The 23658-nt window shown below is 47.3% G+C and carries 21 protein-coding genes; 5 read left to right on the top strand and 16 right to left on the bottom strand.

Annotated elements, in window-relative coordinates; genetic code table 11:
* Positions 1-25 precede the first annotated feature (25 nt).
* The 5 genes from JHJ32_RS12895 to JHJ32_RS12915 form a co-directional block, all read right to left on the bottom strand.
* Positions 26-778, bottom strand: a complete 753-nt coding sequence (locus tag JHJ32_RS12895; protein ID WP_200121219.1) for a glycoside hydrolase family 16 protein — start codon at positions 776-778, stop codon at positions 26-28.
* Positions 779-787: 9 nt separating this feature from the next.
* Positions 788-2251, bottom strand: a complete 1464-nt coding sequence (locus JHJ32_RS12900) for a DNRLRE domain-containing protein (RefSeq protein ID WP_079717561.1) — start codon at positions 2249-2251, stop codon at positions 788-790.
* Between the two features lie 23 nt (positions 2252-2274).
* Positions 2275-3648, bottom strand: a complete 1374-nt coding sequence (locus JHJ32_RS12905) for a RagB/SusD family nutrient uptake outer membrane protein (RefSeq protein ID WP_079717560.1) — start codon at positions 3646-3648, stop codon at positions 2275-2277.
* An 11-nt stretch (positions 3649-3659) separates the two neighbouring features.
* Entirely contained in the window at positions 3660-6776 is a 3117-nt protein-coding gene (locus tag JHJ32_RS12910) for a TonB-dependent receptor (RefSeq protein ID WP_200121220.1), read from the bottom strand.
* Between the two features lie 341 nt (positions 6777-7117).
* Positions 7118-8191, bottom strand: a complete 1074-nt coding sequence (locus JHJ32_RS12915; RefSeq protein WP_079717559.1) for a substrate-binding domain-containing protein — start codon at positions 8189-8191, stop codon at positions 7118-7120.
* 161 nt (positions 8192-8352) lie between these two features.
* On the opposite strand from JHJ32_RS12915, the gene JHJ32_RS12920 reads away from it, so the two are divergent.
* Both JHJ32_RS12920 and JHJ32_RS12925 read left to right on the top strand, forming a co-directional pair.
* Positions 8353-10236, top strand: a complete 1884-nt coding sequence (locus JHJ32_RS12920; protein WP_200121221.1) for a family 20 glycosylhydrolase — start codon at positions 8353-8355, stop codon at positions 10234-10236.
* 19 nt (positions 10237-10255) lie between these two features.
* A complete protein-coding gene (locus JHJ32_RS12925) occupies positions 10256-10726 on the top strand; it encodes a GAF domain-containing protein (RefSeq protein WP_079717557.1) in 471 nt (156 codons plus the stop codon).
* Here the strand turns inward: JHJ32_RS12925 and JHJ32_RS12930 are convergent.
* From JHJ32_RS12930 to JHJ32_RS12980, 11 genes are all read right to left on the bottom strand, one after another.
* Positions 10718-11656 (bottom strand): WD40 repeat domain-containing protein, encoded by a 939-nt coding sequence (locus JHJ32_RS12930; protein ID WP_200121222.1) that lies wholly within the window; start codon positions 11654-11656, stop codon positions 10718-10720. The two genes, JHJ32_RS12925 and JHJ32_RS12930, sit on opposite strands and share 9 nt — an antisense overlap.
* Before the next feature lie 62 nt (positions 11657-11718).
* Positions 11719-12303: a bifunctional phosphoribosyl-AMP cyclohydrolase/phosphoribosyl-ATP diphosphatase HisIE gene (gene hisIE / locus JHJ32_RS12935; protein ID WP_079717555.1), complete on the bottom strand. Its 585-nt coding sequence runs from the start codon at positions 12301-12303 to the stop codon at positions 11719-11721.
* Between the two features lie 11 nt (positions 12304-12314).
* Positions 12315-13067: an imidazole glycerol phosphate synthase subunit HisF gene (gene hisF, locus JHJ32_RS12940; RefSeq protein WP_200121223.1), complete on the bottom strand. Its 753-nt coding sequence runs from the start codon at positions 13065-13067 to the stop codon at positions 12315-12317.
* Between the two features lie 6 nt (positions 13068-13073).
* Positions 13074-13823, bottom strand: coding sequence for a HisA/HisF-related TIM barrel protein (locus JHJ32_RS12945; protein ID WP_079717553.1), 750 nt, complete (start codon positions 13821-13823; stop codon positions 13074-13076).
* A gap of 21 nt (positions 13824-13844) precedes the next feature.
* Positions 13845-14438 carry an imidazole glycerol phosphate synthase subunit HisH gene (hisH, locus tag JHJ32_RS12950; protein ID WP_200121224.1) on the bottom strand — a complete coding sequence of 198 codons (594 nt, stop codon included), beginning with the start codon at positions 14436-14438 and terminating at the stop codon, positions 13845-13847.
* An 84-nt stretch (positions 14439-14522) separates the two neighbouring features.
* Positions 14523-15662 carry a bifunctional histidinol-phosphatase/imidazoleglycerol-phosphate dehydratase HisB gene (gene hisB / locus JHJ32_RS12955; RefSeq protein WP_079717551.1) on the bottom strand — a complete coding sequence of 380 codons (1140 nt, stop codon included), beginning with the start codon at positions 15660-15662 and terminating at the stop codon, positions 14523-14525.
* Between the two features lie 121 nt (positions 15663-15783).
* Entirely contained in the window at positions 15784-16839 is a 1056-nt protein-coding gene (gene hisC, locus JHJ32_RS12960; RefSeq protein WP_200121225.1) for a histidinol-phosphate transaminase, read from the bottom strand.
* A 19-nt stretch (positions 16840-16858) separates the two neighbouring features.
* Positions 16859-17770 (bottom strand): ribonuclease Z, encoded by a 912-nt coding sequence (locus JHJ32_RS12965; protein WP_200121226.1) that lies wholly within the window; start codon positions 17768-17770, stop codon positions 16859-16861.
* Positions 17767-18150 carry an STAS domain-containing protein gene (locus JHJ32_RS12970; protein ID WP_200121227.1) on the bottom strand — a complete coding sequence of 128 codons (384 nt, stop codon included), beginning with the start codon at positions 18148-18150 and terminating at the stop codon, positions 17767-17769. The genes JHJ32_RS12965 and JHJ32_RS12970 overlap by 4 nt, the downstream gene beginning before the upstream one ends.
* Before the next feature lie 26 nt (positions 18151-18176).
* Positions 18177-19127, bottom strand: a complete 951-nt coding sequence (locus JHJ32_RS12975) for a phosphoribosylaminoimidazolesuccinocarboxamide synthase (protein ID WP_200121228.1) — start codon at positions 19125-19127, stop codon at positions 18177-18179.
* A gap of 10 nt (positions 19128-19137) precedes the next feature.
* Complete coding sequence (locus tag JHJ32_RS12980) at positions 19138-20103, bottom strand: PhoH family protein (RefSeq protein ID WP_079717682.1); 966 nt, start codon at positions 20101-20103, stop codon at positions 19138-19140.
* A 221-nt stretch (positions 20104-20324) separates the two neighbouring features.
* On the opposite strand from JHJ32_RS12980, the gene JHJ32_RS12985 reads away from it, so the two are divergent.
* The 3 genes from JHJ32_RS12985 to JHJ32_RS12995 are packed head-to-tail and all read left to right on the top strand — an operon-like array spanning position 20325 to position 23604.
* On the top strand, positions 20325-21104 hold the full coding sequence (locus JHJ32_RS12985; RefSeq protein WP_079717681.1) for an S-adenosyl-l-methionine hydroxide adenosyltransferase family protein: 780 nt from the start codon (positions 20325-20327) through the stop codon (positions 21102-21104).
* Positions 21105-21160: 56 nt separating this feature from the next.
* A complete protein-coding gene (locus JHJ32_RS12990) occupies positions 21161-21721 on the top strand; it encodes a hypothetical protein (protein ID WP_200121229.1) in 561 nt (186 codons plus the stop codon).
* A 56-nt stretch (positions 21722-21777) separates the two neighbouring features.
* Positions 21778-23604 (top strand): ABC transporter ATP-binding protein, encoded by a 1827-nt coding sequence (locus JHJ32_RS12995; protein WP_079717545.1) that lies wholly within the window; start codon positions 21778-21780, stop codon positions 23602-23604.
* Positions 23605-23658 lie beyond the last annotated feature (54 nt).

Here is a 23658-nt window from a genome sequence, read left to right on the forward strand (position 1 = left end):
ACTTGTTCTTTTGCACGAAATTAGTTCAATTCGCTATAAACTCGACGCGTTCAATGATCAGCTCCTGCTCGTTCAAATCAGCTGGCGATTGCCCCCTGAATAGCCACAAATTGATCTTCAATCGTTCTTCACTGTCAGGCGGAATATTTGCGCCCGTGTACGTCCACTGGTGAATCAAGTTGTCTGTTGTTGGTGTTAAACCATGTCCGCGTAAGCTGACAAAATCGATCCGATCAGGCTGCCAATCAAAAGCATGTGTTGAATAGGACCCGGTTAGATTCAGATCAAACCGCACTTTATTGCCGGGCAGATGCGAGGGCTGCACGGCAAACTGGGCGTCTTCGTTATCTGGCGCTGACCAACGGGAAAACTCAATATCAATTTCCTCTTCATCGTTCATATACGTAAACAATCCTGCCACTACGTTCTGATCCAGTTCATCGACCCGGCTCGACACATAGAAAACATACTTACCGTAGCTCAGGGAACGGCGCAGTGAGACGCCTGAACAATACCAGTTGCCACCCTTTTGGATGATTTTCAGGTGCAAGCGACCGTCATTGTCCACCCATACGTTTTCTTCCGAATCCGAAAAATAATTTGGCCCGGGGCCTTCTTGGTTTTGGCCCGATGTGCGTACGACCCAATCGAATCCAGAAAACTGAACGATACGGGTGGTGTACGTAGGAGCATCTTCTGGTAGCGCCTTGTCGCCGCATGAACACAAAACGACCATGACAATACTTAACGTTTTAAATACTTTAAAAAATGGTCCCATACAGTCGAGTTATTGTATATTAATGGATACCCGGATATCTTCTATCTCTGCACCTGTCCTATCCCTCGCAGATAAGACCATGGTATCCTCTCCGCTGCTCTCACCATCGTGAATATAAAGCAGGCTCAATGACTGGAGATCCGCCTGCGTAAACTCTCCACCCTGCCCAATAATATCGGCGCCTCTTATGAGCCAACCTTTTAAGGGTGCAGTTTCCACAGTATAGATGATATCGCCAGCATCGGCACCGGCTATCTCCAAGAGGTCCGTATTGATGACTACCGAGCCACCGTTCGAAACCGTGGCCTGTTCATTTGTCTCTACAACCAACTCATTTTGATTTGTTGCCAATGTTGCGATGATCATGGGTGGCGCCAGCGTGGCATGTTCTTTTGAGGCCAAATCATCAGTTTTGTTGCCAGCAGGAGCGGCACCACTCTCCACCGTAAAGGAAACCCTTCCACTCGGTGACTCATTTTTGTAGAAATCTGTAATATCAAAATTGAAGGCATCCACTTTAGACGTAGTAACGTATGAAATACGATCTCCAGCGCGACCGGGAGCATTGTTGAATGTGATAGTTGATTCCGTCCAATTGTTGTTTGCTGCTTTGTAAAGATCCAATGTATAGCCATCTCCGGTGGTGAAACTGACCGCCAGTCTGAGTTGCATATCCACGACGATACCCGGTTTTTCAAAATCCTCAAGGTCAAACATTAGATATGCAACCCTGTCGTAGGCCGAATTGCCTGTTGGACTAGCATATTTCGGCCTAAGAAGTGGATTCGCCCCATAGTTCGTATTCCCATATAATTCACCGGGGCTATCACCAGCTACAAACGAATCATGCAACGGATAGATCGTATCCCGATCCAAGGTGGTCTCCGTACTGTTATCAATCGCTGGAGCGGAGAAATAGACGATGAAATCGACAGCATGCATCACCCCATTGGTTGGCTCCAAGTTGGATGTACGGATCTCCCATTGCCTTGAGGTCCCTTGATTAATCAAGCCTACATAATTGTTATTGCGTGAGAGGTACATTAGCTGTCCATTTTCGGTCTCATAGGGAAGGGGACGATCACGGACGATGTCCGGATCAGTAAAAATAATGCGTTCCCTGACGACGTGGTACCGCAGCATATTGCGCAATATGGGTAAGGGTATATCGTCAATAGAGCCGTAACCGCTATTTTGCAAGTATGTGCTGAAGGCGTTGTTGTTGGGCACAATAAAGGTCCTTTCCTCATCTTGATACAGGTTTTGAAGTCCTGTACGTATAATTGCAGTCCTTAACTGTTCGAAATCACTGCTGGTCTGAATAAATTCCCATGCAGTTACACCCAATTTTCCATCGACCCCGGAGGGCTTATATGTGAAGTCCTCCTGGACTTCACAGCCACTTGCCAATGCCAATAAGGCAATGCAAACAACCAAAAATTGCCTAATGAATTTATTATTTTGCATCATCATACGTTTAAAGCTCAAAAATGAGGTTATCTATAAAATTCATTTTGTTCCAGATTGGGATTACGGTTGATGGCTTCCTCGTGTATTGGCCACAGGATATTGGCCTCATCACGCAGCCCGTTGATGGGCTGCATAATTTCAATCGCCCGGCCAGTGCGTACCAAATCGAACCACCGATGCCCTTCAAATGACAGCTCAATCGATCGTTCATGCAGAATAGCTGACTCGATATCGCCATACAACGATTCCGCCGTAGCTTGGTCGAGTGATGCCAAACCCGCACGCTCCCTGATTTCGTTCAGGAGGGGCAGCGCTTCTTCCGGCTGGCCAGATCGCGCGTGAGCCTCTGCTTTTAGCAGCATGATGTCTGCCAACCGTACCAGCACAATATTATTCGCAGAAGGATCAGGACTTTCATCATTGAATCCTTCGCCAAAAAACTTCCAAACCATACGCGGCTGTACGGCCGTAATGTCGTAGATACGGGGCCTTCGAAGGTCACCCTCCTCAAATGAATTCATAAACCGCTCACTGGGGAAATAATAACTATCTGAACCCAGAGCGTACAAAATCCGCAGCGAATTGGTTTGGACTTCATTGTAGCCTACCTCAAAAATACTCTCTGAAGAAAGGCCTATGGCAAAAACATTCGTCCAATCGCCCATGGTCACGAGCGAATATAGCGGATTATCCATAACGCGCTCAGCGGCAGCGATGGCATTTGCATAGTCTTTTCGCCACATGTATACATGGGTCAAAAAGGCATCTGCTCCGCCGCGCGTGATCAGCACCCTGTCGCGTTCGCCTCCGTAGCTTGCAGCACAATTAACCGAAGCAAACGTCAAATCTTCCTCGATCTGGTCCAACACAGCTTCGCGATCGGTCTTGCGGACAAATAGCTCCTGGTCGATACTTTCATAAGGTTCAAGAATCAACGGCACATCGCCCCAAACCCTCACCGCATAGAAGTAGGCGATGGCGCGAAGGGCATATGCCTGTCCCAATAACTGGTTTCGCAACGGACTATCCGCCCCACCAAATACCTGCGGAATATACTTAATCGCATAATTGGCCCTACTGATTACCGTGTAAAGGTTGTCCCATCTGGCAGAATTAATGATCGGAGTCAACGTGTTCTGCCGGAGTGCGGCCGGATCCCCTACAGCGTTCGAACCCACAGCATCAGCGCGGCCTTCACCCCACAGGGCGAAATTCAAACGAAAGGCCGACTGGAATGCATTATAGATGCCATAAACGCCCGCCTGCGCGTCGCTGGTATTTTTATAAAAACCCTGCGCAGAAAAGTTACTGATCGGCTCCTTGTCCAACAGGGTATCCGCACAAGAGGCCATCACCGCCACGACGGTCAATGCCCCAATTTTCTTTATAATTGTCTTCATCGGTGTGTGATTTAAAGCCCAATATTGATTCCGAAAATAAACGACCGGTTTTGCGGGTACGATCCTTCATCCACGCCCACGCGCAATCCGGCATATGAATTTACATCCGGGTCAAAGCCCGTGTACTTGGTCCAAGTGATCAGGTTGGTTGCCGTCATGAATGCCTCCAATTGCCTCAGGCCAATCCGGTCAATCAGGCTCGGCGCAAAACGGTACCGGAGGTTGACATTCTTCAACTTGATGAACGAACCGTCCTCAACCCACCTGCTTTGAACCCTACTGTCAGACTGTTTTGGGTCGTCACGTATGAGTTTCGGGAAGTCGGTAATGTCGCCTTGCTGCCTCCACCGCCGCAACGCATCTGTAGAAAGGTTGTTGTAGCGGACAATCGCATTGCGCTGATGATTGATCTCACTGTATATATCATTGCCTTGTGAAAACTGGAAGAATATATTCAGCGAAAAGTTCTTATAAGAAAAATCATTGGATATCCCGCCAAAGAAATTAGGCTCGGCATTTCCGATGATTTGGCGATCGTTCTGATCAATAATATGATCGCCGTTCAGATCGTGCCAGATGGGATCACCTCCTGCGAACACAGGACCTTGTGCACCGTGAGTGACTCCATTGACATTGTCTTCGTCCCGGGCATATACACCATCGAACCTCCACCCGTAAAAAATCCCGATGGGTAATCCTTCTTTCAGGATGTGGTAAGCCCCGTTCTGGATAAAGCCATTGGTGAGCACATTTTCAGGCAGCGATATCACCTTATTACGATTTGCGCTGATATTAAAATTGGTGCTCCACTGGAATTCGCCAACGAGGTTCCGGCTTGTCACCAAAAATTCAATGCCCCTGTTTCGGATACTACCGATGTTTTGGGTGATGGATGCAAATCCGGTTTCCCTGGGTATCGGCACGCTGTACAGTAAGTCACGGGTATCCTTAAGGTATGCGTCGACGTTCAAGATTAGGCGATTGGCCCATAAGGCGATGTCCAACCCAGCGTTATACTGCGTGGTCGTTTCCCATGTCAATGCAGCATTGGGCATCACAGTCGGCGCAGCGCCGGAATAGTCCAAATAGTTTGTCCCAACCAGAAACTCCCCTTGTGACGTGTAATCGCCGATAGCTTCATTGCCCGTCGACCCAATACTAAACCGGAGCTTCGCGTCGTTCAGGAAGCTCAGATCATTGAAGAGTCCTTCTTCGGAGAAGCGCCAGCCTACTGACGCTGATGGGAAATAACCAAACCGCTTATCACGTCCGAAACGTGATGAGCCGTCTGCCCGGAGATTTATCTCGGCGAGGTACTTACCTTGGTAGTCGTACATCACCCTTCCGAAATAAGACAGCATCGCGTGCTCCGAAGCCACGTTTATATCCATCCCGTTTGCATCTTTGTTGGAAATTACGCTTGCAGCATTCAGCGTACGGATGTCATCGCTTGGGAAAAATGATCCATTCAATCCTGTCCGTTCGTAACGCCAATTTTGGAAGCTGAACCCAGCAACACCTCCCACATGATGCCCATCACCAAATGTGCGGTCGTACTGGAAAAAATTCTCATTTCCCCAAGTCAGGTTATTGATGCTACGTACAGCACCGGTATTATACCCTTCGCGGTAATCCAGGATCGAGGGCATGAATTCATCTTCTTTCATAGCGGTGAAATCGAAATTCAGGTTGCTCCTGAACTTCAACCCTTCAATAATCTGGTATTCCAGATACTGGCTACCGATGATCCGATTGCTCTTATTCAAATGTGTGGCATGTAACGCGATACCGACAGGGTTACGCCTTCCCAAAGAATAGCCGTTCAATGAGCCATCGGGAAGGTACATAGACATGATAGGCGGCCGCACCAACAACTCGCGTATGACGCTTAGATTTCCAGTGCCACCTGCGTTAATCCGATTGTTCAGGCCATTTGTGTAAGAAATGCTTTGCCCTATTTTTAATTTATCCGTAACATTAAAATCTACATTCAACCGCGATGTGATACGCTTGTAGTTCGAGTTGATGATAATACCATCTTGGTCGAGATACGAGGAACTCCAGGCATACTGGGTGTTTTTGGTACCACCCCGGATAGCCAGGTTGACCTGATATTGCCCAGCAGCTCGCATCAGTTCGTCTTGCCAATCTACATCACCGTTATTCATCGGATTAAGCGAGTCCACCACGGTCCAGTACGGCTGTTCAGGGTTATCCATATTCATATAGGACTCCATCACAGCGTCTCTGTATTGGCTTGCATTCAACACGCTCAACTTGCGTGTCAACTCGCTGATACCGCTATTCACGGTCAGATTCACCTGTGCTTTGCCCTCGGCGCCGCGTTTCGTCGTGATCATGACCACGCCATTCGCCGCCCGCGAACCATAAATGGCGGTAGAAGCCGCATCTTTTAGGATTTCGATAGACTCAATGTCTCCGGGATTGATGTCTGCCAGCGGATTCAAACCGAAGTTTTCTGTACCGTTTAAGGAAGATAACGAACCGGATTCGATGGGGATTCCATCAACCACGAATAACGGATTATTACCCGAATTCAACGACGAATTACCGCGGACCCGGATCGTCATTTCGCCTCCGGGGGCACCCGAATTGGACGTTACCTGAACGCCCGCAGCACGTCCTTGAAGTACAGAAATCGGATCTTGCAGTGCAGTTTTGGCGATCTCCTCGCTGCCGACGGACACGACTGACCCAGTTAGATTGCGTTTTTTCTGACGACCGTAGCCGACTACGACTGTTTCCTCCAAGAGGTTGATAGATTCAGCCAAAGCAACGTCTATCGTTGTCTGCGATCCAACGGTGACTTCCTTTGTATCATAACCCACAGAACTAAAAACAAGCACATCACCAGCTGAAACGCCCTGCAACATATAGTAGCCGGTAGCGTCGGTGCTGCCTCCCCCCGCAGTCCCTTTGATAGCGACATTCGCACCTTCAATGGCGCGACCGTCCGCAAGGTCTGTCACCCTGCCTCGAACGGTATTTTCCTGACCAGCTACATCATCCACTGTAAGCAAGCCGACCATGAAAACGATGATGAGTGCTGCAAATTTTTTATTTCCGGTAAAAAATAACAGCAGACGGTTGTTGTTTCCCTTGATCATACAACATCATTTTAGTTTAGTTATTTGCGAATTTAAGTACGGGTACGTACCCGAAAAAAGAAACATGTATTTAAAGTAAAGCATCTTATCTAAGTTGCGCTATCTGCCGCACAATCCCAAACGGTAACGTACCCGCAGAAAACGAATTGAAACGCATCAAAACAATTACAGCCTTCGCCTCTATTAATATATGAGGTCTATAATGGTTAACGGTAACGTACCCGCTAAATACCGCATTAATTTTTATTTCTGCAACTTATTTTGAAAAAAGTTACGCAAACGCATGTGATCGCGAGAAAAAATATCCGGAAGCACCCGGCCGCGGAGACACGAATTATTGTTCAATTTTTGTAAAATTCGACGTTTTCCCTAGTAATAATGTCTATCGGCATGTATTGTTCTTTGTCAATCTTTTTACCCATTACAACGGCCTGGAACAACACCATAAGCCCTAAATATCCTTGCTCTTCTGGTTTCTGCCCTATCAAAAAGTCAATTGTCCCTTCCGTAAGGTAACCAATATTTTCCTCGATCAGGTCATAGCCAATAAGGGTGAGCTTGTTCTTCCGGCGTTTGCGAAGGTACTTTGCAACGCTACGCACGCGTGAATTGGTCACAAAAATGGCGGCAACGTCGGCATGCGCCTCCAATACAGCTCCCACTGCTTCGCCAACAGCCTTATCATTTGTGACCGTGATGTCAATTTTTTCGATATGGATGACGCTATTCTTTTTGTTTGTTCTATTGATATATGACCGGAATCCCTCTTCTTTTCTCAATAAATGGTGATAAGCGTCGATTTCCCTAGAAATATTCACGAGCAGCACCTTACCACTTTTGACGCCGAAACGGATCAACTGCCCTGCCAAGCGTCCGCTTTTGAACAAATGAGGGCCAACATACGCCAAGCTCTCCGCACCGGGCACATCTGAGTTAACGAATACATAAGGAATCTTTCTGGATTCGCAGGCCGCCGTAAACTTTCTCGCCTCATTTACAAAGGACGGAGCCAGCACCACTCCATCAAAGTCACCATCCAAAATCGTGGTTGCGTGCTTAGCGAAGGTCGTTTTGTCATTTAAATCGAAAAGGAACTGTTCTAATTGAATACCGTACTGCTTGATTTCCTGATAGGCTCGCTCAACCCCCTTACGGGGTGCTTCCCAATAGTCTGTCTCGCTGGCGTTGGGAATCAGGACCGCAAATCGGTTTGTCTTCTTTGAAGCCAATCTACTGGCTAAAATATTCGGCTGAAAGCCAATATCTTCAATAATCTCATTGATTCGCTGCCGGGTGGCTTCCGATACACCTTTTCGGTTGTGGATCACACGATCTACCGTGGCAATCGACACTCCAGCTCGCCGGGCAATCTCCTTAACCCCCGATAGTTGGCCTTCGGCGCGTTCTTTCTTCATAGCCTCTGATATGGTAGGCCAAAAATAAACGTTTTAGCGAATTTCCAAAATTTGCCATTATTCGGACCACCTTCAAAATGCACTGCATGTGAAACATTATACAATGCGATTGCTATATTTGGCGCCGAATACAGGTTGTCTACGTTAAAAAATAGCTAAATATGCTTGCTAAACACCTATCGCCAATCTTCATTATCGCTTTGTGCACCCTCGTTGCTCGTTCTCAACAACAGGCACCGAATCTTACCATCATCCCGGCTCCCGCGGAAATCTCGGTACAACCGGGCCGATTTGTCATCAATGCGTCGACCACCATCGGATACGACAGCGAATCTGACAAAAAAGTAGCTGAATTTTTCGGTGACTATGTCCGGGAAGCCTTGCAGATCACCCTTCCCGTCAAACGCGAGGCAGTGGGGGAATCCGTTATCTATTTTTCCTCGAAAGGAACCGAAGGGCTACCGAATGACGAGGCGTACACACTGGTTGTAGCGCCGGACCGGGTACACCTACAAGGTAAAAACGCTGGGCTGTTTTATGCGATGCAGACATTGACGCAATTGCTGCCAAAAGAGGACGATGCCCAACCGGCCATTCCTGCTGTCACCATCAGGGATGAACCACGTTATCGCTACCGCGGCATGCACCTCGACGTGTGCAGGCACCTGTTTCCTATCGAATTCATTAAAAAATATATCGATTTTATTGCGGCCTATAAACTTAACAATTTCCATTGGCACCTTACCGAAGACCAAGGCTGGCGCATCGAGATTAAAAAATACCCTAAACTGACCGAGGTAGGCGCCTACCGTGCGCAAACACTCATCGGCAACAACAAACAGCAGGGCGACTATGATGCGACACCTTACGGCGGATTCTATACGCAGGACGAAATCCGGGAAGTGGTTGCCTACGCTGCGGAACGCTATGTAAATGTTGTCCCCGAAATTGAGATGCCCGGCCACGCGTTAGCTGCGCTGGCATCCTATCCGTATTTGGGATGCGGTGATAACCCGGGGCCTTATAAAACCGCTGAGACTTGGGGCGTATTCGACGATGTATTCTGTGCAGGCAAAGAAGAGACTTTTGCCTTTTTGGAAGCCGTCATTGATGAGGTTATTGAACTGTTCCCCAGTGAATACATCCACATCGGGGGAGACGAGTGCCCTAAGACGCGCTGGCAGGCTTGCCCATACTGCCAAAAGCGCATGAAAAATGAAGGGCTGAAAGACGAACACGAGCTGCAGAGCTATTTCGTCCAACGGATGGAGAAATATATCAACGCCAAGGGGCGCCGTATCATTGGCTGGGATGAAATATTGGAAGGAGGCTTAGCGCCCAACGCGACGGTGATGAGTTGGCGAGGCGACGAAGGCGCCAGGGCTGCCGCTAAGCAAGGTCATGACGTCATTATGACGGCTCATACCTATGGGCTTTATTTCGATAACAAACAGGGGCCCGACACACACCGTGAACCGTTGAATATCGGCGGTTACGCTCCATTGGAAAAAGTGTACGCAGCGGACCCAACCCCCAAAGCACTTTCGGAAGCTGAGCGAAAGCACATCCTTGGTGTACAAGCGAATATGTGGACCGAATACATGGAAACCGACAGAAAAGTGGAGTTCATGCTATTACCGCGCCTATATGCCCTCTCGGAAATCGCATGGACAACCCCTGATCGCAAAAACTGGAAAGATTTTTCGGAAGTGCGCGTGCCGGCACATCTCGCCAAAATAGACCAAACGGAAACGGTGTATCGCGTCCCGGAAGTCATCGGGCTGAAAGACACCGTCATTTATGCCAGCGAATATGTATTCAAAGGGCTTCAACCTTCGGTTTTAGGGGGCAAGATCTATTACACCATTGACAACTTCAACCCCACAGATACCGACCTCGAATACCGAGACGGAGTAACAGTGGTTGTACCCAAAGGCAAAGAGCGGGTATTTAAAGCTATAGTGGTTGCGCCTTCAGGAAGACACAGCAACTATGTCCGCGCGGTTATTATCAACAGCAAATCGCCCGAAACAACTGCAAAGTAACACGCTAAAATCATACACCATGGCTGAAGAATTTAATTTTGCTTCTGGCACTAAAGAAGAACAATACCAAGCGCTGCTCCCTCAGCTGGAAGCGCTGGTAGCAGGCGAAGAAGACCTCGTGGCCAACATGGCCAACCTATCAGCGGTGCTCAGGGCCCAGTTCGATTTCTTCTGGGTGGGCTTCTATATCGTTAAAGGAGACGAATTGGTACTCGGACCTTTCCAAGGGCCGCTGGCTTGCACACGCATCGCCAAAGGTAAGGGGGTATGTGGATCCGCTTGGGAACGCAAAGAAACCATCATTGTGCCGGATGTCGACGCTTTCCCGGGCCATATTGCCTGTAGTTCGCTGTCTAAATCGGAAATCGTTGTACCGGTCACTCGCGCGGGGGAAGTTGTTGCTGTGCTGGATGTGGACAGTGAATACCTCAACCATTTCGATGAGGTCGATGCGCGTTATTTGGCGCAAATCGTAAACTTATTATCTTAACTTGTCCGACTGTTGAGGGGCGATCTCCCAAACCATCACTTGCTTATCGTCGCTGACCGACACAAGCTGGTTTCTATAGCTATTCCAGACCATATCGTTAATGGAAAGAACATGGCTGTCAAATCCCCGCTCAACATTGATTATTCGCAATAATCTGAAATCATCTGCGGCCCAAATCTTGATGCTTTTATCCCGGCTGCCCGTAGCAAAAATTGGCAGTGTGGGATGGTATTTAATAGCATAGACTGTAAACAAATGCGGGGTAAATGCCTTAGCGAGCGAAAATCCTTCTACGGCATCCAACACGTTCAACTGTGCATCGCGACCACCGGTAAGCAAAAAACGTCCATCGGGTGAAAAACAAAGTGAGGTGACGGGCATCGTGTGACCGGGCAGCTCCATAGCCAAGGAATAGTCAAGCGCGTTGTACAACTTAACTTTTCCGTCCTTGGTACCAAATACCACCCATTTTTCATCATTGCTGATAGCAATGGTTCGCACGGTTTGTGCCGAAACCTGAAAGTGATACAGGAGCTTAAAAGTATCCGTATTCCAAACGGAAACCGTCCCATCCTCCGATGAAACTACCATCTCGGGCTTGGTACTGAAGGTCTTGATGCCAAACACAGGGCGCTGATGGTGTTCAAGTTTGGCTGCCAGCCGTTGTACGCTCGTATCGACGACAGCTACTTTGCCATCGCGCATACCGATGGCCAATAACGGTGTATGGGCAATTAAGTGAAGTGCGTATACCGAAAATTGCAATGGATATAAAATGCGCTCGAACGCCATCTTCTCTAAATCCCATTGTACCACTCCTTTATCATTGCCCGCTGTAAATAGGATATGGGGTTCAGGGCCATTTTCAATGGCAAAAATCGGATTTTGGTGCCCCGACAATATACCCGACTTGTGGACTTCAAGTTTCATTCGATTCACAAGTAATAGCATGCCTACCAGCCCATCGACACCGGACTTCGGCCGCCGCCCGCTTATTGATGTCTGCTTTCCAGGTTTTTAGCGATAGTCTCCAACGATATGTTCTTTTCCCGCAACAATACAAGGAGGTGAAACAGCAAATCGGATGTTTCATTGATAAAGTCCACCTCCGCCTCAGCCAGCGCAGCTATTACGGTTTCCACTGCTTCTTCGCCAACCTTTTGGGCGATTTTATTCAACCCCCGCTCCCGTAATCGATTTACATAAGAATCAGCCGTCGGAAATTCGTAACGCCTATTAATGATTTTTGCCAGCTCAAAGATAAAATTTTGATTATAGTCCGTACCGAAACAGCTTCTGCTCCCGGTGTGACAGGTAGGGCCCTGAGGCTTGGCCTTGACCAATATGGTGTCACGGTCGCAATCAATATGTGTACTCACTACATGGAGGAAATGTCCACTTTCCTCTCCTTTTGTCCACAGCCGTCCTTTACTTCGTGAAAAAAAAGTAACGCGCCCCTCGATTTGGGTTTTTCGCCAAGCTTCTTCATCCATGTAGCCCAGCATCAATACCTCCAAGGTCTGCGCATCCTGTATGATGGCCGGAATAAGGCCCCCGCTTTTTTCAAAATCCAACATATCCAAAGAAATTACCTTACTTCAATTCCATGCCGTCGTAGCTCCGCTTTCAAATCGGGAATCAAAATCTCTCCGTAATGAAATACAGAAGCCGCCAGTGCAGCGTCCACATTGCTTTGCTGAAACACATCCACGAAATGCTGCCTGTTTCCCGCACCCCCCGATGCGATCAACGGAATGGATAAGTTATCATTAATTTTCTTCAAGAACGCACAGTCAAACCCATTTTTGGTCCCATCGTGATCCATGGATGTCAACAAAATTTCCCCCGCACCTCGGTTTTCAGCTTCCTTAATCCAGTCCTCGGTCTCGATGTCGGTTTTCAGGCGACCTCCGTTAAGGTGCACAAAATTCTTTCCGCCAACATTTCGTGTATCCACGGCTACCACTACAAACTGTATACCGAAGGCATCTGCCAACTCGTTAATCAACGCAGGATTCCGCACAGCCGCCGAATTGATGGATATTTTATCTGCACCTGAATGCAGTAAGATATCCGCATCGGCCAGTTCATTGATACCGCCACCTATGGTAAAGGGAATATTCACTTGCCGTGCTACCGCCTTGACAAGTTCCACTGTGGTTTTACGCCGTTCGTGTGTGGCAGTAATATCCAGAAAGACCAACTCATCAGCCCCCTGCCTTGAATACTGCCAAGCAAGCTCCACCGGATCGCCGGCGTCGCGTAAGTCAACAAAGTTGACCCCCTTTACGGTCCGCCCATCTTTGACATCCAGGCAGGGAATAATGCGTTTGGCCAACATGACTATCTAGAAACGAATGAGGGATTTGAGATTCCACTCTTTAATCTGTTCGATCGTAATCCGGTTTTCGTAAATAGCCTTACCTACCACACATGCCTCCACCTTGATAGCATCCAACGCATAGATATCTTCCATTGAACTGATGCCTCCGGAAGCAATCAGCTTAATGATAGGCGAATGATCCAGCAATTTCCGGTACAAATCTACTCCTGCCCCGCCTAGCTTGCCATCTTTATTGATATCGGTACATAGGAACCGGAAAAAACCCAATGAAAGGCATCTGTCAATATAGTCCAGTAACTTAACCGGCGAACTTTCCATCCAACCGGAATATTTAATGACCTCATCCAGCACGTCAATGGCAATCACGACATGGTCTGCATACTTCCGTTTGCCTTGATTGAGCTTGCTAAGCTCATCCAAAAACTCAGGATTTGTAATTGCCTGTGTACCGATGACCACGCGATGTATACCGGCATCCACTAATTCCTTTACTTTCTCTATACTGCGCACGCCACCACCGTATTGAACTTTCATATCGGTTTGACGGACAATATCGAGCAGGTATGCCTGATTGGAAAGATCTCCCCTCGCGCCGTTGAGATCTACGATATGGACAAATTCAGTACCATTAGACTGGTACTTTTCAATCATTTCTTCAAGACTTACGCTATATATGGTGGCATCATCATAATTGCCTTCACGTAAGCGGACGACTTTTTTGTCCAATACATCTATTGCCGGAATGATATACATACTTCTTTTAAAGGTTGATTGTTAATATAAGTTTGAAAAATTCAACAATAACCGCTCACCTGCCTCCCCAGATTTTTCAGGATGAAACTGTACGCCATAAAAATTTCTGTCCTGTATGGCAGCTGAAAATTTCAGTCCATAATGAGCAAAAGCGGCTGTAAAAGTAGCATTATATTCAATAAAATAAGAGTGAACAAAGTAAAAGTAGGCATCTTTTTTTATATTGTCGAATATCGGACAGCCATTTTCATGAAACACCTTATTCCAACCCATATGGGGGACTTTTTCAGCTATCCGCTTTTCAAAGTGTAACGTATTCAACGGAATAATATCCAACAGCGGGCTGTCGCCTTCTTCGGAATAAGCCGTAAGTAGTTGCATGCCAACGCATATTCCCAAGACGGGTTTAGTAATGCGGCTAATTAATGACGCCAGTCCGGACTCCCTCAACTTTCGCATTGCCGCACCCGCGTGGCCAACTCCAGGAATGATGATGCGGTCGTAAATCGCCAGTTCGTCTACCTCATTGATCATTCCATACGGAATATCCAGCCGGTCCAGGGCAGCCGTCAGTGAAAAAATATTTCCCGCTCCGTAATTAATGATTCCTGTCATATTATTTTGAATTGAGGACGAAAGAATCAAAGAACAAGAACAGCCCTTATTTTTCGCTCCTGTTCATGCTCTATTTATCCAGCCTCACAATACCCCTTTCGTGCTTGGCAACTCCATATGTTCGGCGTCTCTACGCACGGCCTTTTTAATGGACTTGGCAAACGCCTTGAAAATCGCCTCTATTTTATGATGTTCATTTTCACCTTCTGCCTTAATGTTGAGGTTGCACTTTGCGGCATCCGAAAACGATTTAAAGAAATGGAAAAACATCTCCGTGGGCATATCCCCGATTTTTTCCCGTTTGAATTCGGCGTCCCACACAATCCAGTTTCGTCCACCAAAATCGATGGCGACCTGTGCCAAGCAATCGTCCATCGGCAAGGTAAACGCATAACGTTCAATACCTCGTTTATCACCCAATGTCTCGGCAAAAATTTCTCCCAGGGCTATCCCTGTGTCCTCGATGGTATGGTGTTCGTCGATATGCAAATCGCCTTTGGCACGTACTGTGAGATCGATTTGGCCATGACGAGCTATCTGATCGAGCATATGGTCAAAAAAGGGCAACCCGGTGTAAATGTCAGCCTTGCCCTTGCCATCAAGGTTTAGCTTGATGTAAATATCGGTTTCATTGGTCTTGCGACGATGCTCCCCTATACGCGCACCCAATTTCAAGAATTCATAGATAGCTTTCCAGTCAGCGGTCTCCAATGCCACCACCGATTCGTCGATTTGATGGGCTTCAGCGGCACCGAGTGTGTCATTATTGCGCAACCAAATGGCCTTCGATCCAAGGTTTTGCGCCAACTTCACATCATTTACGCGATCACCAATCACATAGGAGTGTGCGAGATCATACCTATCTTTATCGAAATAAGCCGTAAGCAGAGCTGTCCCAGGCTTGCGTGTGGGCGCATTTTCATGCGGAAAGGTTCGATCGATATGTTGGGCGGTAAATACAACCCCCTCTCCGGCAAAGGTGTCGATGACAAAATGGTGCACCGGCCAGAAGTGTTCTTCCGGATGCGCGTTTGTGCCCAACCCATCCTGGTTGGTCACCAATACCAATTCAAAATCCAGTTCGCTCGCAATCCGCGGCAAATATTGCAATGCTCCCGGGTAAAACTTGAGCTTGGAAAACGAATCAACCTGTTCGTCCTCTGGCTCGAGAATCAACGTACCATCGCGGTCTATGAAAAGTAATCGTTTAATCGTATCAGGCATGGATCTAACTATTTGCCCCCCCTATTAAGATCGTATTGACCCCGCCAAACTTAGGTAAAATTGTCATGCAATAAAACAAAATTTTCTTCATTTCAATAGCTGCCGTGGCAGCATCCTAATCTCAGGGATACCGTTTCAGCGCCGCGATCAGCATCTTATTTTCATCAGGCGTCCCCACAGTTATGCGCAAGCATCCGGCGCATAGCTCCACTTTGGAGCGGTCGCGTACAATGATGCCCTTGTTTACTAAATACTCATACACCTGTCGCGGTTCGGTCGTTTTCGCCAGTATGAAATTGGCATCTGATGGATAAACATGCAAGACAAACGGCAATTTCCGCAGTTCCTCCGACAACTGTTCCCGTTCAGTGACGGTTTCCCTGATCCATGCATTCACCGTTTCCAGCTTATCCAGCGCTTTTAATACCAATTCCTGCGTAGCCTGATTGACATTATAAGGTGGCTTTATCTTGTTAAACACTTCGATTATCTCCTCGCTTGCGAAAGCCATCCCAAGCCGTAATCCGGCTAAGCCCCAAGCCTTAGATAGCGTCTGCAACACCACCAGGTTGCTATATTCGGTTAGTTCTTGAATAAAGGTTTTCTGCCTTGAGTAGTTGATGTATGCCTCGTCTATCACGACCAGTCCGCCGAAATTCGCCAAAATAGTTTCCACATCTTCCCGACGCAGGGAATTGCCGGTGGGATTGTTTGGCGAGCACAAGAAAATCATCCGTGTATTGTCGTCGATGGCCTCTGCGATCCCATCCAAATCAAGCTGAAAGTCGGGGGTAAGGCTTACCTTCTTGACCGCTATATCATTGATATTGGCCGACACTTCATACATACCGTATGTTGGAGGCACGAGCAAGACATTATCAATACCCGGGCGACAAAACGCCCGGTATAAAAGGTCTATTGCTTCGTCGCTGCCATTCCCCAGAAAAATATTCCGGGCAGGCACTCCTTTGATGCCGCTCAATTTCAGCTTTAACTGGTGCTGCAGCGGATCTGGATAACGATTGTAGCTCCGGTCCAAGGGGGAACCATATGCATTCTCATTGGCATCCATCAATACAGACGCCTCTCCTTTAAACTCGTCTCGAGCTGATGAATAAGGGATTAGTTTTCGGATGTTATCCCTCAATAGATTCGTTAAATCAAATGAATTAGCCATCAATAACTTCAACTGAATTTTATACGCTATACCAACTGCCCTCTAAAGCTAACTGTGTCGCCTCAAATACCGTCTTGCTTTCTTCCAGCAACGGTTTTAAATCTTTATATCGTGCCGAATAATGTCCGATGAGTAGCTTTTTCGCCTGTACCTCCACGGCAATTTCACCAGCCTGCAATGCGGTCGTATGATAGGTATCCCGCGCTCTGTCAAGCATATTATGGAGGAATGTAGCTTCATGGTACAATAAATCCACCTTTCGAATATATGGAAGATAGCTCGGCGTCATCACAGTATCGGAGCAGTATGCATAGCTCCTTGGAAAAGGGGGTTCAAGGGTCAAATTCTGCCAGCGATGTACTGTTCCGTCAGGTGCCGTATAGTCATGTCCACGCTTGATAAGGGGTAAGTACGCGGTAGGGACGCCCAACGCTTCGGTCTTTGCACGATCGATCGTCGGCAACCGCTTTTTTTCATCGAATCGGAACCCTGTGCATGCGATTCGGTGGTCGAGGGGGAAACTGCTTACTTGAAGGTGTTCATTCTCAAAAATCATTTCCGCGGATTCATCTTGCGTAGCATGTACATACAATGGATACCGCAACACCGTTTGCGAGTGTAAAAAATGAATGTTGATAATCTCTTCCAATGCCGCCGGACCGTAGACATGCACTTCTTCCTTACGCCCCACCAAATGCATAGAAGAAAGGAGACCTATCAGCCCTAAGTAATGGTCGCCATGTAAATGGCTGATGAATATGTGCTTGATCCGATTGCTCTTAATGCCATATTTAATCAATTGCACTTGTGTACCCTCACCGCAATCGACCAAGTATAATTGTTCATTGACGTTGATGAGTTGCGCCGTTGGGTGGCGGCCATATATCGGTGTAGCAGAACTACTCCCTAAAATCAATACTTCAAATCTCATCCCTCTTCCACGGCACCCCTCAGATCCTTTTCCAGTTCTTTTGAAAAAATTAAATCTTCTGCTTCCGCAGTATTTGGTGCCACGGTCAACACATCATTCAGCTTACATACCGAAATCAGGTTTTTGATTTGCTGGTTTGCACAAGCCAGAATGAACACCCCCCCCGCTGCTTTGCACAGGCGATGAGCCAACAGCCCGGTACGTAAACCCGAAGAATCGGCCTCTTTTACATACGACAAGTCCAGCACAATATTGCGTTGTCCTCCGCTATTGCGTAAAAGAAATTCAGCTTTAATCTTGGGCGCTGAGTCGCCATCCAATACTTCCACATGAGGCTGGACGATGACATATTTTTCGTGTTTATCAATGGTGAATTTCATGATGGCAATAAATTTAAATCACATCTTTAACTAGTTAGCTCTTGCAGTGCAGCTACGACATTGCGCTCTACCCGTTCCAGCACATCCATTTCCAACGGATACGCAAACTGCTCTCCGGTGATGTGTTGGAAGAGCTCAATGTATCTTTCGGAGATCGAAGATACAATTTCATCCGTCATTTCAGGAACTTTTTGATCGTCTTTCCCCTGGAACCCATTTTCTATTAACCATTTCCGGACAAATTCCTTAGACAATTGCCGTTGCGGCTTTCCTTCCTGCTGCAATTGTTCGTAGCTATCCGCATAGAAATAACGCGAGGAATCGGGCGTATGGATCTCATCGATGAGGTATATTCTTCCATCCAATTTACCGAACTCGTATTTGGTATCCACCAAAATCAGCCCTCGTTCGGCAGCTAATTCGGTACCCCGCTTAAAAAGCGCGTGTGTGTATTGCTCCAATAGCGCATAATCCGATGCCGATACAACGCCTTGCCTCAATAGTTCCTCCTTTGAAATATCCTCATCATGGCCCACAGCTGCTTTGGTCGTTGGTGTAATGATGGGGGCTGGTAGCCGATCGTTTTCCCGGAGACCATCGGGGAGCGGCTCGCCGCAGATCGTGCGTTTGCCAGTTTGGTATTCCCGCCAAGCGTGACCGGAGAGGTAACCCCGTATAACCATTTCTACTTTAAACGGCTGGCAGAGGAGACCGATCGTCACGCAGGGATCCGGCACTGCCATGATCCAATTGGGCACGATGTCTTCTGTAGCCCGAAGAAATTTTGCCGCTATTTGATTGAGTACCTGACCCTTATAGGGAATGGCCCGAGGAAGTACAACGTCGAAAGCGGAGATCCGATCAGTAGCAACCATGGCCAAGTACTTATTTGAAATTGTATAAACGTCCCGCACCTTTCCGCGGTAAAAGGCAGTTTGGTTCTGAAAATGGAAATTTGTCTCTTTTATCGTGTTCATTTTTCTAACATCAAATATCTCCGTAGGCCTCCAGTATGCGCCGCACCAGCTTGTGCCGCACCACGTCCCCGCCACTTAGGTAAATAATATCTATACCCTCAATGCCATCAAGTAATTTCAGTGCGGTTTGCAACCCCGACTGCTGTTTTTTGGGAAGGTCAATCTGTGTCACATCTCCCGTAACGATGAACTTCGCGGTTGGTCCCATCCGCGTAAGAAACATCTTCATCTGCATATCGGTGGCGTTTTGCGCTTCGTCTAGGATAACGAAGCAATTGTCCAACGTGCGCCCTCGCATAAAGGCAAGTGGAGCAACTTCTATCGTCCGGTTTTCCAAAAAGACCTTCAGTTTCTCGGCAGGAATCATATCATCCAATGCGTCATAAAGCGGTCTTAGGTACGGATCTACTTTTTCCTTCAAATCACCTGGTAGGAACCCCAAGTTTTCGCCCGCTTCCACAGCTGGCCTTGTCAGAATAATGCGCCTTATTTCCTTGTTGCGCAGTGCACGAACAGCAAGTGCGACCGCGGTATATGTTTTACCGGTTCCAGCCGGGCCGATAGCGAACAAAATATCGTTTTTTATGATGCTTTCAACCATCCGCCGCTGGTTAGCTGTCCGTGCCTTGACCACAATACCATTAGGCCCGAAGACAATAGGCTCACCGCCGATATTGCTGCTTGCCACAGCATGATCCGCTTTCCTCGACACATCCGATGACGCCGGTGCTCCCAGTATGGTTTCCACATCGGTTAGGGTTAAGCTGTTATACTGCTCGACGTGGGCAATCACTTTGTCAAAACGCTCTTTAAACGCTGCAATCTCACGCCCGTCGCCCAGTATTTTCACTTCATTGCCCCTGGCAACAATCCTCAGTTTCGGAAATTGTTTTTTGAACACCTCGAAATGTTCATTTTGCGCTCCCCATAGTACAGCGGGATTCACATATTCTAAGGTAATATTTAACTCGCTCAAATTCTTCCCAGTTTGCTTTACGCTTTTCATGCTTTAAGCTTTATGCTGTAGGCTGTAAGCTCACCGCTTGCAGCCTATTGCCTAAGGCCTAGTCAAGTGCCGCCTTCAAATATAGCGATAAATTGCAATTCGTATCGCTGAAATTAAAAATCTACTTTGCAGACAATTTTAAAATGATACCAACTTTATCTAAGTTTGCATCGGTTGCAATCAAGGCGGGTATGGGTGTCATTACCTTAACAACAGATTTGGGGAATAAAGATTTTTATCAGGCTGCACTGAAGGGCAGCATCATTAGCCAATTTCCGGCAGTACAATTGGTCGATATTTCCCATGAGATCCCCCCTTTTGACATTCAATATGCGGCATTCGTATTAAAAAATGCCTATACATATTTTCCGGAAAACACCGTTCACCTTATCGGTATCGACTCTGTGTTCAATCAAAACACACGCTATTTGGCGTTAGCGTACAACGGTCACTTTTTTGTCGGAGCAGACAACGGTATTTTTTCACTGATATTGGATGGCCCGCCGACTGACGCTGTGGAACTTAATATCATTCAAGACTTAAAGTACCTGCATTTCCCGTTGACGGACATTTTTGCCAAGGCGGCATGCCACCTCGCAAAAGGCGGCAAGCTGACTGATATCGGCGATCCCGTAAATGCTGTGGTAGATCGTACCCTGGTACAACCTGTAGTTGAAAAAGACAGCTTGAGAGGCAGTGTTGTCTTCGTCGATTCGTTTGGCAACGTCATTAGCAACATCAGCAAAGAACTGTTTAACAAAGTGCAGCGTGGACGCAATTTTGTATTGTATTTTAGGCGCAATGAGACCATTGACCAGATGAGCTGGCATTACAACGAGGTACCTGAAGGTGAGAAGCTTTGTTTGTTCGGCATCAGCAATTACTTAGAAATAGCCATCAACAAAGGCAACGCAAGCGGGCTGCTCGGACTGCATAAGGGAGACATCATCCGCGTGGAATTTCGTAAATAATTTGACAGGGAAAAGTGATTGTAATGAGCGGTTTTTTGAATAGAATTATTATACGCATGTATAGACGGACAAGCGCTTGTTTTGCTTACCTCATGCCTACAAGCTGTAGCCTACTACTCATACTATTGGCCTTCGCACCGTCGTTTGCCCGGCAGCAAACGACAGACACGGTAGGGTACGAAAGTCAACGCCGAAAGGTAAACGAATTGTTGGCCCAGCGCAGCGAACGATTCGGCCAGTTCGATGAAAGCCTCAGAAGACGTACCGGAATTTTTGGCCTTAAAACCAAGAAAGACATGCAGGCCTCCATTGATATCCTAAAGCAGATTGTACTCATGGACAACGATATATTCTACGAAACAAAAACGTTGCTCGATTATAAGGAGTTTGAAAAATCGCAAATAGCTGAGCAAGCTTCCGAATATGACGGCCGTATTAATGGTTACATTAAGACAATTAGCAAGCTGCAGCAGCAACAAGAAGAACTCGCCAGTCAAATCAGCGCACTGGAAAAGACCAACCAATTATATGAAGGCCTGGTGATACTACTGGGACTAACGTTATTAGGTGGCGGTGCCTATGTTTTTATCAAACGCCAAAAATTGACGAAAACGTGATATGGCTAACGCATTATTGTCCATACTTTTGTGCCTATAGTTTTTATTTATAGGACATGGCAAGACAACGGTTAAATAGTGGGGATACGCCATCAGAGGATCTGCCCAAACCAAAACTCACCAAAACTACGCTTAGGAAAGCCGCCAAGTTGCTGGCCTACCTAAAACCTTATCGATTGAAATTCATCGTTGGTATGGTCTTTCTGTTTTTGTCGAGCCTAACCGCACTCACTTTCCCTGCGCTTCTGGGTGCCATGATTGATGCAGCCCAAGGCGAGCGAAGTTACGCTTGGATACCGGCAGATATCCGCACAATCGGCGCTGTTGCATTCGCCATCCTGTTCGTCCAGTCGGTGGTATCTTTTTTTCGGATACGCCTCTTTGTCGAGGTCGCTGAAAAGTCCCTAGCGGATATTCGCCGTGATTCCTATTATAAGCTAATCACGCTGCCGCTTGATTTCTTTGCCAACCGAAGAGTCGGTGAGTTAAATAGCCGCCTTTCGGCAGATTTGGCACAGATTCAGGATACGATGACGACGACCTTGGCCGAAATCATCAGGCAGATTATCTTGTTGAGCGGCGGTGTGTGCCTGCTATTTGTCGTCTCGGGCAAACTCACGCTACTTAACCTAAGCATTTTACCTATTCTCGTCGTGATTGCCGTCGTATTCGGGCGGTTTATCCGTAAATTATCACGTAAAGCGCAAGACAAACTTGCTGAATCAAACACGGTTGTGCAGGAAACGCTGCAGGGTATCAGCAATGTAAAGGCGTTCGTCAATGAAGCTTACGAAGCTGCCCGCTATTCCAAAGCGCTTCATGCTGTAGTCAAACTTGCCGTCAAGGGCGCCACATACCGCGGCATCTTTGCTTCTTTCATTATTTTCTGCCTCTTTGGTGCCGTGGTGGCGGTCATTTGGTATGGATCGGCCCTGGTAGCCACGGGCAATATTTCTGTGGGGGACCTCACTACCTATATTCTTTACTCGATATTCGTTGCTGGATCTATGGGCAGTTTCCCCGAACTATACGCCAACGTTCAAAAAGCAATAGGCGCCAGTGAGCGTGTCATCGAAATTTTAGACGAGCAGCAAGAAGACATCGGTTTATTGCAAGAGGAGAAAACCATCAAAAATCCAATAGCCGGAAGTGTTGCCTTCCAAAATGTAACGTTTGCTTATCCCTCTCGACGTGAAATCACCGTATTGAAAAACGTGTCATTCCACGCGCAAGCCGGCGAAAAAATTGCTATTGTAGGACCGAGCGGCACAGGCAAATCCACGATTGCTGCTTTGATATTGCAATTTTACAAACCCGATAGCGGTCATATCCTGTTTGATGACCGCGAAGCAAGCAGTTACCCATTGACCGATATCCGTCATCAAGTCGCCATTGTGCCACAGGACGTACTGCTCTTCGGCGGTACTATCCGCGAAAACATTGCCTATGGAAGGCTTGATGCTGATGCCGACGAGATCATTACGGCCGCTAAGCGGGCCAATGCCCATGATTTCATCATGGATTTCCCTGAAGGTTATGATACCTTGGTGGGTGAACGCGGCGTGAAATTGTCGGGCGGGCAGCGCCAGCGCATCGCCATTGCCCGAGCATTACTTAAAGATCCAGCCATCCTCATTCTTGATGAGGCTACATCATCATTGGATTCCGAATCCGAACGGCAAGTTCAGCAAGCCTTGGAAGAATTGATGAAAAACCGCACCTCCATCATTATTGCCCATCGCCTCTCCACAATTCGTGAAGCCGACCAAATTGTAGTGGTTGAATGCGGGCAGGTGGTCGCTTCCGGTACTCATCAAGAACTCATGGAAATGGGGGAAGGGTTGTACCATCACCTTTATAAACTTCAGCTCGCAGATAAATAGTCTATTAAAACTTTTTTTGTGTACCGTTGTTCTTAATTATAAAAACGGTGATAA

Source organism: Parapedobacter sp. ISTM3 (assembly GCF_016533505.1).
GTDB lineage: Bacteria > Bacteroidota > Bacteroidia > Sphingobacteriales > Sphingobacteriaceae > Parapedobacter > Parapedobacter luteus.

Coding starts and splice junctions, on each gene's coding strand:
- hisF (WP_200121223.1), bottom strand. CDS start 13,067: ATGTTGGCCAAACGCATTATTCCCTGCCTGGATGTCAAAGATGGGCGG.
- JHJ32_RS12965 (WP_200121226.1), bottom strand. CDS start 17,770: ATGAGATTTGAAGTATTGATTTTAGGGAGTAGTTCTGCTACACCGATA.
- JHJ32_RS12915 (WP_079717559.1), bottom strand. CDS start 8,191: ATGAAGAAAGAACGCGCCGAAGGCCAACTATCGGGGGTTAAGGAGATT.
- JHJ32_RS12925 (WP_079717557.1), top strand. CDS start 10,256: ATGGCTGAAGAATTTAATTTTGCTTCTGGCACTAAAGAAGAACAATAC.
- JHJ32_RS12905 (WP_079717560.1), bottom strand. CDS start 3,648: ATGAAGACAATTATAAAGAAAATTGGGGCATTGACCGTCGTGGCGGTG.
- JHJ32_RS12900 (WP_079717561.1), bottom strand. CDS start 2,251: ATGATGATGCAAAATAATAAATTCATTAGGCAATTTTTGGTTGTTTGC.
- JHJ32_RS12920 (WP_200121221.1), top strand. CDS start 8,353: ATGCTTGCTAAACACCTATCGCCAATCTTCATTATCGCTTTGTGCACC.
- JHJ32_RS12985 (WP_079717681.1), top strand. CDS start 20,325: ATGGGTGTCATTACCTTAACAACAGATTTGGGGAATAAAGATTTTTAT.
- JHJ32_RS12930 (WP_200121222.1), bottom strand. CDS start 11,656: ATGAAACTTGAAGTCCACAAGTCGGGTATATTGTCGGGGCACCAAAAT.
- JHJ32_RS12895 (WP_200121219.1), bottom strand. CDS start 778: ATGGGACCATTTTTTAAAGTATTTAAAACGTTAAGTATTGTCATGGTC.
- JHJ32_RS12995 (WP_079717545.1), top strand. CDS start 21,778: ATGGCAAGACAACGGTTAAATAGTGGGGATACGCCATCAGAGGATCTG.
- hisIE (WP_079717555.1), bottom strand. CDS start 12,303: ATGTTGGATTTTGAAAAAAGCGGGGGCCTTATTCCGGCCATCATACAG.
- JHJ32_RS12910 (WP_200121220.1), bottom strand. CDS start 6,776: ATGATCAAGGGAAACAACAACCGTCTGCTGTTATTTTTTACCGGAAAT.
- JHJ32_RS12990 (WP_200121229.1), top strand. CDS start 21,161: ATGTATAGACGGACAAGCGCTTGTTTTGCTTACCTCATGCCTACAAGC.
- JHJ32_RS12975 (WP_200121228.1), bottom strand. CDS start 19,127: ATGAACACGATAAAAGAGACAAATTTCCATTTTCAGAACCAAACTGCC.
- JHJ32_RS12945 (WP_079717553.1), bottom strand. CDS start 13,823: ATGTATATCATTCCGGCAATAGATGTATTGGACAAAAAAGTCGTCCGC.
- hisC (WP_200121225.1), bottom strand. CDS start 16,839: ATGGCTAATTCATTTGATTTAACGAATCTATTGAGGGATAACATCCGA.
- hisH (WP_200121224.1), bottom strand. CDS start 14,438: ATGACAGGAATCATTAATTACGGAGCGGGAAATATTTTTTCACTGACG.
- hisB (WP_079717551.1), bottom strand. CDS start 15,662: ATGCCTGATACGATTAAACGATTACTTTTCATAGACCGCGATGGTACG.
- JHJ32_RS12970 (WP_200121227.1), bottom strand. CDS start 18,150: ATGAAATTCACCATTGATAAACACGAAAAATATGTCATCGTCCAGCCT.